The organism is Cocleimonas flava, from assembly GCF_004339015.1.
Classification (GTDB): domain Bacteria; phylum Pseudomonadota; class Gammaproteobacteria; order Thiotrichales; family Thiotrichaceae; genus Cocleimonas; species Cocleimonas flava.
Genome location: NZ_SMFQ01000002.1, coordinates 600348 through 617611 on the forward strand (window position 1 = coordinate 600348; position 17264 = coordinate 617611).

General features: G+C 42.1%; 14 protein-coding genes. 4 read left to right on the plus strand and 10 right to left on the minus strand.

The genetic code is table 11. The features are described from left to right. Positions 1–19: 19 nt before the first annotated feature. Positions 20–1021: an ArsJ-associated glyceraldehyde-3-phosphate dehydrogenase gene (locus EV695_RS02765; protein ID WP_131904381.1), complete on the minus strand. Its 1002-nt coding sequence runs from the start codon at positions 1019–1021 to the stop codon at positions 20–22. 188 nt (positions 1022–1209) lie between these two features. Between EV695_RS02765 and EV695_RS02770 the strand changes: the two genes are divergently transcribed. Together EV695_RS02770 and EV695_RS02775 are read left to right on the plus strand one after the other, a co-directional pair. Continuing rightward, positions 1210–1584: a metalloregulator ArsR/SmtB family transcription factor gene (locus EV695_RS02770; RefSeq protein WP_243651443.1), complete on the plus strand. Its 375-nt coding sequence runs from the start codon at positions 1210–1212 to the stop codon at positions 1582–1584. A 136-nt stretch (positions 1585–1720) separates the two neighbouring features. After that, on the plus strand, positions 1721–2251 hold the full coding sequence (locus EV695_RS02775; protein ID WP_131904382.1) for an autotransporter: 531 nt from the start codon (positions 1721–1723) through the stop codon (positions 2249–2251). An 8-nt stretch (positions 2252–2259) separates the two neighbouring features. On the opposite strand, the gene dnaE is transcribed toward EV695_RS02775, so the two are convergent. After that, positions 2260–5751, minus strand: a complete 3492-nt coding sequence (dnaE, locus tag EV695_RS02780) for a DNA polymerase III subunit alpha (RefSeq protein WP_131904383.1) — start codon at positions 5749–5751, stop codon at positions 2260–2262. Between the two features lie 197 nt (positions 5752–5948). On the opposite strand from dnaE, the gene EV695_RS02785 reads away from it, so the two are divergent. Together EV695_RS02785 and dauA are read left to right on the plus strand one after the other, a co-directional pair. Continuing rightward, complete coding sequence (locus tag EV695_RS02785; RefSeq protein ID WP_131904384.1) at positions 5949–6815, plus strand: M90 family metallopeptidase; 867 nt, start codon at positions 5949–5951, stop codon at positions 6813–6815. Between the two features lie 517 nt (positions 6816–7332). Continuing rightward, the gene (gene dauA, locus EV695_RS02790) at positions 7333–9051 is read left to right on the plus strand and encodes a C4-dicarboxylic acid transporter DauA (protein ID WP_131904385.1); all 1719 of its coding nucleotides are present in this window, start codon (positions 7333–7335) and stop codon (positions 9049–9051) included. A gap of 239 nt (positions 9052–9290) precedes the next feature. Here the strand turns inward: dauA and EV695_RS02795 are convergent, their stop codons facing one another. From EV695_RS02795 to bamA, 8 genes are all read right to left on the minus strand, one after another. Continuing rightward, the gene (locus EV695_RS02795) at positions 9291–9944 is read right to left on the minus strand and encodes a glutathione S-transferase family protein (RefSeq protein WP_131904386.1); all 654 of its coding nucleotides are present in this window, start codon (positions 9942–9944) and stop codon (positions 9291–9293) included. 70 nt (positions 9945–10014) lie between these two features. Continuing rightward, the gene (gene rnhB / locus EV695_RS02800; protein ID WP_207906972.1) at positions 10015–10596 is read right to left on the minus strand and encodes a ribonuclease HII; all 582 of its coding nucleotides are present in this window, start codon (positions 10594–10596) and stop codon (positions 10015–10017) included. Between the two features lie 2 nt (positions 10597–10598). Then, complete coding sequence (lpxB, locus tag EV695_RS02805) at positions 10599–11765, minus strand: lipid-A-disaccharide synthase (protein WP_165874599.1); 1167 nt, start codon at positions 11763–11765, stop codon at positions 10599–10601. 163 nt (positions 11766–11928) lie between these two features. Beyond that, complete coding sequence (gene lpxA / locus EV695_RS02810) at positions 11929–12702, minus strand: acyl-ACP--UDP-N-acetylglucosamine O-acyltransferase (RefSeq protein WP_131904389.1); 774 nt, start codon at positions 12700–12702, stop codon at positions 11929–11931. Then, complete coding sequence (fabZ, locus tag EV695_RS02815; protein WP_243651445.1) at positions 12702–13178, minus strand: 3-hydroxyacyl-ACP dehydratase FabZ; 477 nt, start codon at positions 13176–13178, stop codon at positions 12702–12704. Before fabZ ends, lpxA begins: the two co-directional genes overlap by 1 nt. An 8-nt stretch (positions 13179–13186) precedes the next feature. Continuing rightward, complete coding sequence (lpxD, locus tag EV695_RS02820) at positions 13187–14224, minus strand: UDP-3-O-(3-hydroxymyristoyl)glucosamine N-acyltransferase (RefSeq protein WP_131904390.1); 1038 nt, start codon at positions 14222–14224, stop codon at positions 13187–13189. Next, a complete protein-coding gene (locus EV695_RS02825) occupies positions 14221–14814 on the minus strand; it encodes an OmpH/Skp family outer membrane protein (RefSeq protein ID WP_131904391.1) in 594 nt (197 codons plus the stop codon). Before EV695_RS02825 ends, lpxD begins: the two co-directional genes overlap by 4 nt. 119 nt (positions 14815–14933) lie before the next feature. Further along, complete coding sequence (gene bamA / locus EV695_RS02830) at positions 14934–17219, minus strand: outer membrane protein assembly factor BamA (RefSeq protein WP_131904392.1); 2286 nt, start codon at positions 17217–17219, stop codon at positions 14934–14936. Positions 17220–17264 lie beyond the last annotated feature (45 nt).

The following is a 17264-nucleotide window of genomic DNA, read 5'->3' on the forward strand; positions in this document are numbered from 1 at the left end:
GTAATCTATAAGTACTTTTTTATAAATGACTCGCCACTTTATTCGCTATATCCATCATGCGATTCACATAGCCCCATTCATTGTCATACCAGATTAAAACTTTAAGCTGCCTGCCATCAATAACCATTGTCGAAGGCGCGTCAACAATGCCAGAGCGCGGATCGTTTTTATAATCTACCGATACCAGCGGGCGTACTTCGTAGCCCAAAATACCTTTTAATTCACCTTCTGCCGCTTCTTTGAAATAAGCATTAACTTCTTCTGCGGTAACAGAGCGAGAAGCTTCTATGACAAGATCAGTCAATGATGCGTTTAGCAATGGAACGCGTACCGCCATTCCATTCAATTTGCCTTCAAGTTCGGGGAAAATCTGAATAATGGCTTTTGCAGAACCTGACGTCGTAGGAATAAGAGACTCGCCGCAGGCACGCGCACGACGCAAATCTTTATGGCCTTTATCGATAATGGTCTGCGTATTGGTTATATCGTGAATGGTCGTCATCGAGCCATGAACAATGCCCACTTTTTCATGCAAGACTTTTATCACTGGCGCGAGGCAGTTGGTGGTGCAAGAAGCTGCCGTGATTAAATCATGTTCATTCGGATCATATAAATCATCGTTAACACCATAAACAATATTCAAAGCGCCAGTAACGGGAGCAGCAACAATGACTTTTTTAACACCCTGATCAAAGTAGGCTTGTAATTGCTCTACTGTTTTAAACTTGCCTGTTGCTTCGATGACAATCTCACACCCTGACCAATCGGTATCCGCTATCGCCTGATTGGAGCTATAAGCAATGGTTGATTCATCTATACTGATACTCCCAGCATCGCTACTATCGCATTCTGGCCCCCATATTCCGTGCACCGAATCGAACTTGAGTAAGTGTGCCGAGGTTGCAGCATCACAACTAATTTCGTTGATGTGAACAAAGTTAAAATTTTGATTTTCCCAGCCAGCACGAAGACCAAGACGCCCCATTCTGCCAAAACCATTAATTCCGATGCTTGTTGTCATAGTATTACTCCGTCAATAATGCATATAAAAGTGATACGTAGTATATTCGCCAAAACAGATATATGCATTAACATATATACTATTGTCATAAAAATTTAATAATCGAGACTATTTACGTCAAGAGTTGCAGCTCTTTACACTATTCTTATCTCACTCTTTATTTAACTGAATGTTACACTCTTGCCACTATGATGACTTCACAGATTACTTCACAAATAACTCCGGAAGAATTTACCAAAGCGCTTTCTGATCCTACCCGTCTGCGCGTTTTAATGTTGCTGATTGAAGAAGACGAATTGTGTGTCTGCCAGTTAACAGAGGCACTGAATATGGTGCAACCGAAGATTTCACGACATCTTGCAGTATTACGAGAAAAGAAAATTTTGCTGGATAATCGCAAAGGACTCTGGATTTTTTATCGTTTGCATCCTGAAATGCCGACATGGTGTCATCAAACATTACTCGCCTTGTCTTCAGGCTGTTTTGATAACGAACCCTATAAAGCGGATTTAGCAAAAATCAAAAAGACGCTTTTACCCGATGGCGCTAGTGTTTGCATTTAGAGCTATCGAGAGAAGAAGCACCTGACTCGTCATAAATGTAACTTGTTAGAAAAAACTCGCCCAAAGTAGGGGGGTGGCTTTACCACGTTAATACAGACTAAAACGTACGAATACACAAATATAAGGAGCGGATTTTATGGAGAGTCTGGATGACTTCATCAACGCTAGCGTAGCTGCTGCACATTCTGCAAAACCACTAAAGGCGTTGACAGAATTACTGAAAAAGACAGTAAGTAAGCCAGATTGGTTTGCTGAGATTCTGCCAGTAACAGATGACGATGAAATACTGCTGCATGCGTCAAACGAGCTGACCATCTATTCCATCAAACTAACACCTGGATTACAGTTTCCGCCCCACTCACATGAAATGCCGGTAGTCATTGGTTTTTACGAAGGTTGTGAAACGAATCTGATCTACAAGAAACAGTCAAATGGTGAATTGCTACAAACTGAGCGCATTGATTTTGAAGCACCGTGTGTTGGGCAACTGGATACAGACGTCATTCACTCGATTACCAATTATGGGCAAGCGACTTCACGCGCGATTCACTATTATCTGGGGGATTTGATTAACCAACCCCGAAGCTTATGGAATCCTGAATCTAACGAAAGTATGCTGTTTGATAATTCAAAATATTTTGAATACGCGAAGCCTAATCTGGAATAAATGCCTGATTAGTAGACTAGATTCACCCGATCATCACCCAGGGCTTTTTTCAGTAACTTGATATCTTCGTCTGCCAATGGCGCGCTGACATCAGGCCCAAGGCGCAATTCTGCCTTTTCACTATCCGTTTCGTAGCTAATGAAAACAGGGCACTGACCACCAGCTTCACCATCGTGCGTTTTCGTTGGCAACAACTCATCGAGCTTGTCCAGCAGTCCGTTGGCGGTCTGGCTTTTATCGACACTCAAGGTGAGTCGACGCAAAAAGCTATTTCTCGCACTCTGGATATCGTGCAAGGCCTCGATACGCAAACGTACTGCGCCAGTGGCATAATCGGAATTTAATGAGCCCTCGACAACCAGCACTTCTTCTTTTTTGATCAGATCTTCGTATTGCTCATAGACATTACTGAAGATAAAGATTTCGTAGTAGGAGGTTTTATCATCCAGAGTAACAAAGGCGCGCTTGCCTCTATCTGTAGTTTGAGTACGAATGGCAGAAACCAGACCAACCAGAGTGATTGGTTTTTTTGAATAACGGGTACGCCCGTCGTCTTCCGCCATTTGCTTTAGACTTCGCGAACGAAGCTGCTCAACTTCTTCTTGATACGCATTGATTGGATGACCCGTAATGTACAAACCAATCGCGTCTTTTTCGTAACGAAGTCGAATTTTCTCGTCCCACTCTTCCAGATGCGGCGTCACTTTTTCATCTTGCTCTACGGCTATCGAACCACCAAACAGATCGTTTTGACCGACATCATCATCGCGATGTTGCTGACTGGCGATACGTACGATTTCTGGCAATCCTTCCATCAAACTGCGACGGTTAGTGCCTAATTTGTCAAACGCTCCCGCACGGATCAGAGTTTCTAAAATACGCTTTGAGATCTTTCTTGATTTAACACGCTGGCACATTTCAGCCATCGATTTGAATGGGCCATTTTTATCTCGCTCTTCGATGATCTCAGCGATAGCGCTTTCACCTGCGCCTTTGATAGCACCCAAGCCGAAAATCACATTGCCTTCATCTTCACTGATAAAACGATAATGCGAGCGATTAATATCCGGCGCCACAACATCCAAACCAAATTGCAGACAGTCATCGACGAAAGTCACGACCTTCTCGGTGTTATCCATATCTGCCGACAATACCGCTGCCATAAATGCCGCAGGATAATGCGCTTTAAGCCAAATTGTTTGATACGAAACCAGGGCGTATGCGGCCGAGTGAGATTTGTTGAAACCATACTCGGCGAATAATTCCATCAAGTCGAAAATTTCAGTCGCGTTCGCTGGTTCAACTTCGTTCTTACCCGAACCTTCCATGAAGATTTCGCGCTGTTTCGCCATTTCTTCGGGCTTCTTTTTACCCATCGCACGACGCAGCATGTCGGCACCACCCAGCGAGTAACCAGCCAGTACCTGTGCAATCTGCATTACCTGCTCTTGATATACGATTACACCGTAAGTAGGCTTTAGAATCGGCTCCAGATCAGGGTGTGGGTAAGTAACTTTTTGATCACCCTTTTTACGTGCAACGAAGTCATCTACCATGCCCGATTGCAATGGACCCGGACGATACAACGCCACCAAAGCGATAATATCTTCAAAAACGTCTGGCTGAAGGCGCTTGATAAGCTCCTTCATTCCGTGTGATTCCAGCTGGAATACTGCGGTGGTTTTTGCCGCACGCAATAACTCAAATGAGGCGTGATCGTCGAGTGGAATATCTTCTATGCGAATCGGTGCTTCGCCTTTCTTTTCCTTGAGCGTATTAATACTCTTAACTGCCCAGTCGATGATTGTCAGGTTTCTTAAGCCGAGGAAATCGAACTTAACCAGACCCACCGCTTCAACATCATCTTTATCGAATTGCGAAACAATGCTTCCGCCTTCTTCACAATACAGCGGAGTAAAGTCTACAAGACTGCTAGGCGAGATCAAAACACCACCCGCATGTTTACCCGCGTTTCGGGTTAAACCTTCGAGCTTTAATGCCAGATCCATCAGGGCTTTTACTTCTTCATCCTGTTCGTACAGATCTTTTAAATCTGGCTCTTGATCCATCGCTTTGGTAAGCGTCATCTTCATTTCGAATGGAATCAATTTGGCGATACGATCGACAAAACCATAAGGGTGATTCAGGATTCGACCACAATCACGCACCACCGCTTTTGCTGCCATCGAACCATAGGTGATGATTTGCGATACTTTTTCGCGACCGTATTTTTCGGCCACATATTCAATCGTCTTTTCACGTTTATCCATGCAGAAGTCGATATCGAAATCGGGCATCGAAACACGCTCAGGATTCAAGAAACGTTCGAACAGTAAATCATATAAAAGTGGATCAATATCTGTAATTTTTAATGCATAAGCGACAAGTGAACCCGCACCAGAACCACGACCAGGTCCGACAGGAATATCATTGTCTTTAGACCATTGAATAAAGTCGGCAACGATTAAGAAATAACCGGGGAACCCCATACCATTGATAACGTCTAGCTCAACCTGCAGACGCTCATCATAAGGTTTACGTTTTTCGGCAAACTCTTCGGGGTTATTTAGCACGCTTTCATCAAAGATATGTGGCCAGCGTTCTTCCAGGCCTTTTACTGATTCTTGTGCAAAGAATTCGCCTTCTGTCATTCCCTCAGGAATCGGGAATTCTGGTAAATAGTTTTTACCCAGAGTCAGCTCAACATTACAGCGCTTAGCGATTTCAATGGTGTTTTCCAGCGCTTCGGGAATATCCGAAAACAACTCTTCCATTTCCGCCGCACTACGCAGGTATTGCTGATCGCTATAATGTTTCGGACGCGTCTTGTCGTCCAAGGTATAACCGCTGTTGATACACACACGTGCTTCGTGTGCTTCGAAATCATCCTGAGTCAGAAAACGCGCATCATTGGTCGCGACCACAGGTAGTTCGTTTTCAGCAGCAAGCGCTACGGCAGCATGCAAATACTCATTTTCACCCGCTCTGCCAGTGCGCTGTAATTCCACATAATAGCGATCGGGGAAAACACTTTTCCAATCATTGATAAGCTTCTGCGCCAGCTCTTTATTACCCGCTAGTAGTGCATGCCCCACATCGCCCTGACGACCGCCTGAAAGCATAATAACGCCGTCGCTGGTTTCTTTAATCCAGTCGCGTTGTACACGTGGCACGCCGAGTTTTTGGCCTTCCATATAGGCACGGGAAATCAGCTTCGTAACATTTTTGTAACCCGCATCGTTCTGGCACAGCAGGATCATGTGATAAGTCAAAGTATCGTCTTCTTCATCGACAAGCATCACATCCACGCCGAAGATTGGCTTAATACCAGCCCCACGTGCTGCGCGGTAAAACTTAACCATACCGAACAAGTTATTCTGATCCGTCATCGCCACCGCAGGCATACCGCCCTCTTCCACGACGGGCATCAACTGTTTGATGCGAATGGTACTATCGACTAGTGAATATTCGGTGTGTAAACGAAGATGGACAAAGGACATTAAATAACTATACCAGCAAAAAAAGGGCTATAAGTAGGGGGGTGTGTTTAGGGAGATAGTATATCTAATTTTAAGTAATTTTAGGATATTAAAAATGATACCCCCCTACTTTTAGGCAGTTTTTATTCGAAAAAAACTGAAACAATCAGGGCTTATATGCTTGATAATAATAACAATCATTAGATCAGGTAAGCGCTATGTCCTTGTTGGAAACTGTTAAACAATTTTTTACCCGATTATTTGGCTTAAACGACATCGCGGTTGACTTAAAACCTCTGAGTAATGAGCTGCGAACCTTCCTCTCCCAAAATGTTTCTTTTTACGCTGCCTTGAATGAGACAGAAAAAAGCGTATTTGAACAACGAGCCGGGATGTTTTTACAAACCACTCAAATTATAGGTCACGATGTTGAGGTAACTGAGCAAGATAAGTTACTGGTTGCATCTGCCGCTATCATGCTCGTTTGGCGTTTTCCTGATTGGTATTACGTGAACTTACACACGGTGTCTTTGGTGTCTGGTTCATTTAATGAGCATTCACAATTCGGTCAACCAGATTCGGGTATTCAAGGCATGGTCGGAACTGGTGCAATGAGAGGGCAGATGATTTTAAGCAAGCCCGCTTTGCATTATGGTTTTTCCAACGATCGGGATAAAAAGAATGTGGCGCTGCATGAATTTTCGCATTTACTGGATACTGTCGATGGTGGTCTAGATGGCTTTCCTGAACGCTTATCGGACAATGTGTACTCTGTACCCTGGTTAGATTTAGTTAGAAAAGAAATCGACAAAATTCATCGCAAGCAAAGCAATATCAGAGACTACGGCGGGACAAACCCAATGGAGTTTTTTGCGGTTGCTACAGAATACTTTTTTGAAAGACCCAGTATGTTATGTCGCAAGCACCCTGAGGTTTACGAGACTTTGAAATCTTTCTATCGTCAGGATGTTGCGCCATTGCAAAACAGATTAAACCCAGAAAAAAAGCGCCTTGCCCATGTGGCAGTGGCAAACGCTATAAGCGATGTTGTTACGTTAGCAGTCATTCCTAGTTTGATTGTGTAAGAGCACGGATATCAAAGCGCAAGATTATCTAAATCGATGAGATAACGGAGAGGAGATAAAAAAGTGCCCCAAAGGTGGGGGGTGCCTTTTGAACGTTAATGACTGTTAATTTTCCATGACTTGCCTGAGATAGGCATTTATTGGCGGTTAACTTAATTTTTATTTAACCATACAGTAAATAAAATCAACCAAAACATATTGCAAATCTGTTAAAATATAAAGTCTAAACAAGCATTGTCATGCTTGCTGATACATCGTTTTAAATACTTTTTGAGGATTTTATGGCGATAAAGCCATTAATTTTTAAGTCCCATAACATTGTTCTCTCTATAGACAAAGTTACGCATTTTAACGCCCACATTCTATCGGGTTAGAAATAGATTCATGAATCACAATCGAATCAGCGAGCTTTAAGTACTATTTGAGTACTACCCTAAACGGTTAACATCTTTGAAGAAATTCAATGACTGCTCGCATTTTTACAAAACGAGTATCAAATCTTTGAAGGTAAACTCCATTGTTTTCAGCATTAAGAAAGTCTCTATCTAGCAAGCCCACTTATTCCGATTTTCAATCAAATATACTTGCCGGCTTAACGGTTGGTGTTATTGCGCTGCCGCTTTCTATGGCACTTGCCATAGCCAGTGGTGTACCGCCGCAACATGGTTTGTACACGGCGATTGTTGCCGGTATTGTGATCGCCATTAGTGGTGGCTCTAAGGTTAATATATCTGGTCCTACTGCGGCATTTGTCGTTGTGTTACTTCCTATTGTTCATCAATTTGGTATTGGCGGATTGCTGGTGAGTGGTTTTATGGCGGGTATTATTTTGATACTCATGGGTGTCGGCAAGCTGGGGAAACTGATTGAAATAGTCCCTTATCCCGTTGTCATAGGCTTCACCGCAGGCATTGGTGTCGTAATTGCCACTTTCCAGATCAAAGATTTTTTAGGGCTCGATATAGAAGCGCTGGATGGCGATTATCTGGAAAAGCTTTCTCTCATCATACATGCCTTGCCGAGTGTTGACTGGCAGGAACTATTGATCGGTGGGCTCACTATTACCACCTTATTGTTGTGGCCGCGCTTGCATTCAAAAATTCCGGGGCACTTGGTAGCGTTACTATTAGGGTCTGTGGTTGCTTGGTTACTCAGTCAAATGAGTCAGGATTTTTCAGTAGCGACGATCGGCAGTCGATTTCATTATGATACCAATGGCGTGACTGGCAATGGTATCCCTCCCTTTCTGCCTGCCTTTGACTGGCCCTGGAACTTGGCCGGAGCAGATGGCAAACCAATTGGCATTAGTTTTGAACTGGTTAAGCTACTGCTACCTTCGGCAATCACTATTGCGATTTTAGGGGCGCTTGAATCACTGCTATGCGCCGTTGTGGCGGATGGCATGTCGGGCAAAAAACATAACCCGAATGATGAATTGATTGGTCAGGGTATTGGTAATTTAATTGCACCTTTATTTGGCGGAATTCCTGCCACGGCAGCGATTGCACGTACCACCGCCAATATAAAAGCAGGCGGCACATTGCCCTTATCTTCGGTTGTGCATGGCTTGTTTATTTTAGCTTCGATACTAGCGCTTACACCCTTGCTTGCTTATATCCCAATGGCTTCGATGGCGGCATTATTATTAGTGGTTGCTTGGAACATGAGTGAAGCGAAGCACTTTATTAGAACCATAAAAATCGGCCCTAGAGATGATGTTATCGTGCTGTTGTTATGCTTTATTCTGACCGTGCTGTTTGATATGACGATAGCCGTTGCGGTCGGCATGGGTTTGGCGGCGATGTTATTTATTCGCAGAAGTATTAGCCTGACCAACACTACCCGAGTTGAGAAAAACCATGAAGCGTTTAGAGAACATGGCGAGCTACCAGATAATATTTCAGCCTATGATATTAACGGCCCATTGTTTTTTGGCTCGGCGCAAAAAGCGCTACAGGTTATTTCACAGGTAACGCCGGATGTACGCGTAATTATTCTCGACATGTCCAAAGTCAACTTGCTTGATATGAGCGCCATTATTGCCATGGAATCTATCAAAGACAGTCTTGAGAAGCAGAAAATAGGTTTGGTCATTAATAACTTACAACCGAGAATGATTCTGAAACTACGACGTGCTGGCATCCGATATAAGCCTGGGAGAATTCAATTCTCGAGGACGTTAACGGATGGCGTTTCAATCGCTAAGCAAATGCTTGAGAGCACTGAAGCACACTAACGATCAAAAAGTGCTGATAACGATAAAACCGATGTTTATCGAGACAAAAGTATAGTTATTTAATGCAGCCCCTAAGGGAAGGCATATCCGCATAAATATCATTCATAAGTAGAGGGGTGTCTTTTTTACTTCCAGTAACAGTGTTAACTGTAGTTTGGTGTATTTAAATGTCACCCCCCTACTTTGGGGCATTTATTTTAGGGCATTATTTCTGGGAGATTTATTTATGCCCTTTTTCATTAGTCTTGCGTTAAATAGCTTTCGTTAGCAACCATTCTTTTCTTCAACAGTTCCTCAAAACCATCGACAATTGAATCCTTAACGCTTTGTCTTTCACGCACTAAGGCTGACCACTGTTGCAATACAGGAAAGTCTTTTAGAACATCGACTTGAAAATGCGTTTTGAAAAATTCAGCGCGGATGAAGAAAGGAGCAGAAGCAATATCAACCAATGAAAACGCTTCGCCGTTAAACCAAGGCTCTGCCTGTTTGGCTTTTTGAAACCCTTCTAAATTTTTAATCATTTCTGCAATGACTTTATCCGCATCTTCTTTGGTTTTTGCCATCAATAATTGAAATGTGCCAGAGTAAAGCCCCGAGCTGTATTCTATCCAGGCACGGTTCTTTGCTTTTGTTAATGGGTCCGCAGGGTGAAGCGATGGTGGGTAAACTTCATCAAGGTATTCACTGATGACTGCCGATTCGAATAAAACCTCATCACCAACTTGTAATACAGGCACTTTACCCGTTGGAGAAATTTCTAAAAACCACTCTGGTGGATTATAAACATCAATAAATTCGATATCGTATTCAACGCCTTTTTCCTGCATTAAAATGACACTACGTTGCACAAATGGACATACGTTAAAACTAATAAGACGTGGCTTTGACATAAGTGTGTACCTGTATTTTTAGGTTAAGTATTGATAAGTTAGGAATAATCTGCCGATTATTTTTTCATTGTTAGTTCTGCTGAACCCTGCATTCCAAAGCCTCTTTAACTGGCTTAAAACTTTTGCGGTGTTCGCTTAAAGCGCCATACTTGATCAACGCTTCTCTATGTTGTTTTGTAGGATAACCTTTATGACGAGCAAATCCGTATTCTGGATGCAGAAGATCAAGCTCTGTCATTTCTTTATCACGGGCTACTTTCGCAATAATCGAAGCCGCACTGATAGAGGCAACTTTAGAATCACCTTTGATAATGGTCTCCATCGAGATATCCATATCAATGCCTTTATTGCCATCGATTTTGACGTGGTCAGGCAGAATAGATAGCCCCTCAACAGCGCGTTTCATCGCCAGTAAACTTGCCTGAAGGATATTAATATCATCTATTTCGTCGACTTCTGCTCTGCCTAAAGACCAGCAAAGTGCTTTTTCTCTGATTTCTATATTCAGTTCGTTACGCTTTTTCTCGCTAAGCTTTTTCGAATCGGCGAGGCCTTCTATATGCTTTTTCGGGTCAAGAATAACCGCTGCCGCAACTACTGCTCCGGCTAGAGGACCGCGACCTACTTCATCAACACCTGCTACGAACCTTATACTCAAGAGTTTACTCCTTCGGCTTTTGTGTCTTGCAACAAATTATATATAGCTTGCGCTGCTTTTTTGCTGGCATCTTGTGATAGTTGCTTATGGATTTCATCGAATCGATTCAGCATGTGACTTCTCTGAGCTTCATCTTGCAAAAACTGTTGTTCTACTTCGTGAAAGACCTTATCCGCCGTGATATCTTCCTGTATCAATTCTGGTACCAGAAATTCATTGGCGAGGTTATTTGGCAAAGTATAGTACTTCGACTTAATCATCTTGAATAAACGTATTATTTTAGCCGTAGTAGGCGTAACACGATAAGCCGCCACCATTGGCCTGCCAACCAACATCCCTTCTAATACAGCGGTACCTGAAGCCATTAAAATTTGATCTGCCGCCTGCATCACAAGGCGTGATTGTCCATCGATATAGGTAATCGGCACTTCAGGTGCAATTTCCTGCTTTAAGTTATCGAATTCTTGCTTCACTTTTTCATTGATCAAAGGTGCGACAAATGTCCAATCTGGGTGCTTCTGATAAATCAACTTCAAGCCTTTAAGAAAATCAGGCGCGATTCGTTTTATCTCGCCCATCCTACTCCCGGGGAGAACTGCCAGAATAAATGCATCATTGGCTAAACCTAGTTGCTCTCTGGCAACTATCGGTTCTGCATCAACAGGGATTTCATCAGCCAGTGGATGCCCAGTGAATTCTGCTCTAATACCGTGTTTTTTATAGAAGTCGACTTCGAAAGGGAAAAGGGTGAGCATTAAACTCATCGCATTCACCATTTTCTTTACACGACCCTCACGCCACGCCCAGAAAGATGGGCTTACGTAATGAACCGCTGGAATCCCGGCCTGGTAGAGTTTCTTTTCTATTTTCAGATTGAAGTCTGGCGCGTCGATGCCTACGAATAAATCAGGTGGATTTGCAATCCAGTCCTTTATCAATCCATTGCGTAATTTAGTTAATTCAAGATATCGAGGCAGTACTTCGCTGAATCCCATCAGTGACAATCGATCCATCGCGTACATTGTGGTGCAACCTGCTTGCTGCATTTCCTTACCCGCAATACCTTCGAATGTGGCTTGCGGGTAATGGACTTTGAGTGCTTCTATTAAACGCGCACCTAGAATATCACCGGAAGCCTCGCCGGCTATGATTGCGATCCGCATCAGGACTTAGGATTTAATAATATGCGAAAGTAGACGCTGAACTTTTGTTTCAGCCCGAATAATCGCAAAAGGCGCATAGTTACTCTATACAACGATTTGAGATCATTCGAACTGGAGCAAAAAGACAAGTTATAGTTTTGCATATAATTAATACCCTCAGTCCTTAACGAATAATTCCACGCCCGGCTTGGCTGCGTTGACAAAATTCAGCCATCAACTTGGTGTGAGAATCTTCAGCATTTTCTAACTCGGCAATAGCGTCCGATAATGATAAATTTTTCAGGTAGAGTTTTTTATACGCTTGCTTGAGGTTCGCGCGTTCCTCAGAGCTATAGCCATGACGCTTGAGCCCTTCGTTATTGATTCCACGAGGTATTCCTGGCGCACCTGTTGCCATCACAAAAGGAGGTAAGTCTTTGCCTAACGCTGTTCCCATTCCAGTAAATGAATGCTTACCCACATGACAGAATTGATGTACCAGTGTGAAACCACCCAAAATGGCAAAATCATGAATTGTGACATGACCTGCAAGTGTGGTGTTATTCGCAAAAATAGTGCTATTGCCTACGACGCAATCATGGGCAATATGCACATAGGCCATGATCCAGTTATCATCACCAATCTCGGTATAACCAATATCCTGTGCTGTTCCGCGATTGATGGTACAGCTTTCACGAATCACATTACGATCACCTATGATCAGTGTCGTATTTTCGCCTTTGTATTTTTTATCTTGTGGCTCAGCACCCACAGAAGCAAACTGGAATATTCGATTTTCTTTACCAATGGTCGTAGGGCCTTCGATAACCGCATGCGGACCAATCCATGTGCCACTATCTATTGTAACGCCTGCCCCAATGACGGCGTAAGCGGAAACTTCTACGTCATCGGCTAACTCGGCTGAGGGATCTATTATTGCTGTTGGATGAATGCTCATTACTTTTCTGTTTTCGTTGCTACACATTTAATTTCGGCTGAAGTCACTACAACTCCGTTTACACGTGCTTCTGTTTTATAGATCCACATAGGTCCTTTATGACGGATGATCTCTGCATAAAGTTCCAATTGATCGCCAGGTACAACCTGATGCTTAAATTTGACTTTATCAATGCCTGCCAGAACATACAATAAATCAGGTTGCGGGTCATCACCCATCGTTTTAAAACCTAGCAGACCGGTTGCCTGTGCCATTGCTTCTACAATAAGCACTCCGGGCATTATGGGTTTCTCTGGAAAATGCCCATTAAAAAAGGGTTCGTTAATCGTTACATTTTTAATCGCAGTAATGGATTGCCCAGGTTCAAGTTGCACAACCTTATCGACTAATAGAAAAGGATAACGATGAGCAAGAAACTTTCTAATCTCATTAACATCCATAACGGTTTCTTGTACGCTGCTGTTACTTTCAGTCATGATCAGTTTTACTCGCTTTTTGTCGTTGTTATAGTCAGCTTTTTTTCAAGCTCTTTGATTGTTTTAGCCATCTCATCTAAATGTCTAAATCTGGCAGCATTACGACGCCATTTAGAGTTAGCATCAGATGGTATCCCAGAAGAATACACCCCCCCACTTTTGATCGATTTTATTACCATTGATTTACCAGTGATAACAACATCATCCGCGATTTCTAAATGACCTGATATGGCTGATGCGCCGCCTATTTGACAACGCTTACCAATAGAAGTACTTCCACCTACTACAGTGCCAGCAGCCATAATCGAAAAATCGTCAATGGTAACGTTGTGTCCAATATGTATTTGACAATCTAGTTTGACGCCTTCTCCAATGGTTGTTGCGCCTAACGCAGCTCGGTCGATTGTGCAATTTGCTCCGACTTCTACATCATTTTTAAGGATCACATTTCCAATCTGGGGGATTTTGTACCAGCTTTTACCTTTAGTCGGCGCAAAACCAAATCCATCGGAACCTATGACCGCTCCTGAATGAATGATGCAGTCTCTTCCAATATTAGTATCAGAATACACGGTTACATTGGGATTAATGACTACATTTTCTTGTATATGCGAGCCATCACCGATATAACTACCTGCTCCTATCTGCGTATCTTTTTCTATTGTAACCCCTGACTCTATGATCACATTAGCTGCGATATTCACATCAGCGGCGATTTTAGTATTCTCATGAATGATGGCAGTAGGATGAATAAAGCCTGCTAACTTTTCTTTTGAGTAAATTATTTTGAGTACTTTAGCAAAAGTAAGATACGGATCACTGTTAATGAGCGCATTACCCTCGTATTCTTTTGCCAGTTCTGGCGAAAGAATCACTGCCGATGCATTGCTACTCTCAAGAGCGGATATGTACTTGGGATTACTGACAAAACTAATTTGCCCCTGGCCTGCATCTTGCAAAGATGCAACCGCATTGATTTCAAGAAGTTTATCGCCATTAACCTTTGAGCCTGTCAATTCGGCTAGGCGTTCTAAATTAACCTTCATTTCGGCTTATTTTCCGCAGTACTTCGAGCTTGTGTACCATCCAGTTTATTCTTTAAATACTCTAGTACCAAAGGAGTGATATCGACTGATTGGCTCGCAGAAACATAATCCTGCAACACGATATCTATATTTTGCTGAATTCTGACTTCATCAATAGCTTTGAATACTTCTTTTTGGACATCATCTAAGGCGGAATCACGAGCGAAACGAAGTTCTTCTCTAAAGTCCTGAAGTGACCGGCTACGGATACGTTTTCTAGAGCGGAGTTCTTGTTCTTTTTGACGCTGCAGATTCAGATTTTTTTTGGATTTCTTTATTTTCTCTAGCTCAATTTCTAACTTATTCAATTCATCGAGCTCTAAAGCCAGCTTTTGTTCTTGAGGAGAAAATTTACTTTTCAATTGGGCACTCGCCACTTCTGACTGAGGTGCTTTTTCCATTAAGAAAGTAACATTGACAACGCCTACCGATACAAATTCTTTCGCAAACAAATTGCTACCAACAAACAGTTGCGCACAAAAAACAAAGGCAATAAACGCCAAGCGTTTACTGCCTTTATTGATTCTATATATAAGCTTATCTCTTAACATGAGACGAATTGTACTAGGTGTGCATTGTTTTTTACAGAGTAACTCTCATTATTCGTTACTCTGTAAACCAATATGCATCTTACAATGTTGAAATTGTCCTAGCACATGCTCAAAATTTGTTAGAAGCTTGCACCAATTGAGAATTGAATTTCTTGTTCATCATCTCCGTCTTTTGCATTAAGAGGTTTTGCATAACTTAAAGTAAATGGACCTAGTGGAGACATCCATGTAGCAGCTAAACCAGCAGAATAACGAATATCATCGACTTCAAATGCGTCGTAGTCAGTGTACACATTACCTGCATCAACAAACGCACTCATACGTAAACCTTTCACATCTGAAGCAAAAGGTACTGGAAATTGAAGTTCTGCTCTTGCATCTACAGCAAAAGAACCACCCATTGGGTCATCATTCGAGTCACGTGGTCCTAAACTATTATTTTCGAACCCGCGAACTGTACTGATACCACCTGAGTAGAACCTTTCAAAGAAAGGTAGTTCAGAAGAGTCACCATAACCGTCACCCGTTTGAATACCACCTTTTATTGCAAAAGTAATATTCTCACTCACAGGGAAATACGATGAGCCACGGTATCTTAACTTGTAGTATTCGAGATCACTTCCTGGCAAACCAACTTCAAGCGAAATATTGTGTCTTACACCTGTAGTAGGGAACAAGAAACGATCACGAGTATCATGAATATAGCTCAACTTACCTAGAATATTGTCGTAGCTATCACCGTTTTTCGCAATAAAATCAGTAACGTGATCAGGTGAAGAATCGGTTGTTTCTATCTCTCTATGCTCACCACCGATACTGAAACGTAATGAGTTTTCTTCAGTAAGTGGAATGGTGTAGTTTATATCTGCACCAAAGGTTTTACTGGTGTAGTCTGAGATATCATCTTCGTCTGCATCATCTTCTTCTAGATACACGTTAAAACCACGACCTACACCATCAACTGTATGGTAAGGATTGTTATAACTTAGACGGAAATTCTTGGTTGAGTCACTCTTAGAGCCTGCAACAGAAAGACTCTTGCCGGTACCCATAAAGTTGTTTTGTGATACACCAATATTAAATAGCAAACCATTGCTCTGAGAATAACCCAAACCTGCATTAAATTGATTTGAAGATTGCTCACTGATGATTACATCTAAATCAACCTGATCACTTCTACCAGCAACAGGCGATGTATTGATTTTTACGCTTTCAACATAAGGCAAACGCTGAAGTCGCACTTTTGATCGATCTACTTTTTCTTTAGACAAGAAAGAGCTTTCTAACTGGCGCATCTCACGACGGAAAACTTCATCCTTAGTACGGAAATTACCGCGGATATTAATTCTTCTAACGTATGTGCGCTGACCTTTCTCGGCCTGGAAAACCAGGTTAACACGCTTATTTACTTTATCAACTTGTGGTAAAACACCAATTCTTGAGAAAGCAAAGCCATCTTCACCCATTCTCTTTTTCAGATTATTACGGGTTTCGGCGAGTTTTGTTTGTGAGAATACCTGACCTTCTTTTAATGAGGTCAATTTACTCAATTCTTTGCTACTGATACCTGAGTTACCAGCCACATTGACTTTACCAATTCGATATTGGTCGCCTTCATTGATATTAATATTTACGAAAACTGCGCTTTTATCTTTAGAAAGTGAAACCTGAGTAGATACAATTTCAAAATTCAAATAACCACGGTCACGATAAAAAGACGTTAATGTATCAATATCACCCACTAGCTTTTCTTTAGCGTATTTATCTTTAGAGCTAAATAAGGCGAACTTACTTTTTGGGCCAGATTCTAATAACTTGGTTAAAGTAGCTTCAGAATATGCTTTATTACCGCTGATTTTAATGCGCTTGATTTTAGCGACAGCACCTTCAGTCACTTTTATTTTAACCGCGACTCTGTTTCTCGGTAATTTTTCTATATTCGTTGCAACATCCGCTCCGTAATTTCCACGAGCAAGATATTGTTGCTTTATTTCATGTTGAATGCGATTAAGCGCAGATTTGTCTAAAGGTCTTCCTTTTGCAACTCCGGCTTGCTTTAAAGCAGCTAGTAAGGCGTCATCTTTAATTGCGTTATTGCCTGTTACAGTGATATCACCAACAGCAGGACGCTCATGCACTTTCACTAAAAGCACATTACCTCTTCGACTGACTTTTACATCATCAAAGAAACCTGTTTTATAAAGAGAACGTACAAGATCAGCAGTCATTCTGTCATCGAATTTTTCACCAACCCGGACAGGAACATTACTTAAAACAGTCCCAGCTGCTATTCTTTCTAAGCCACTTACTTGAACATCGTTAAGAACGAAACTATCAGCCCATGCACCATGACTTATTGCAAATAAACAGCCCGCCAATGAGGCTTGAAGTACCTGTTTTTTCATATTATTAACCCTAATCTTATTTTAATCGGTCTATTTATAATTCGT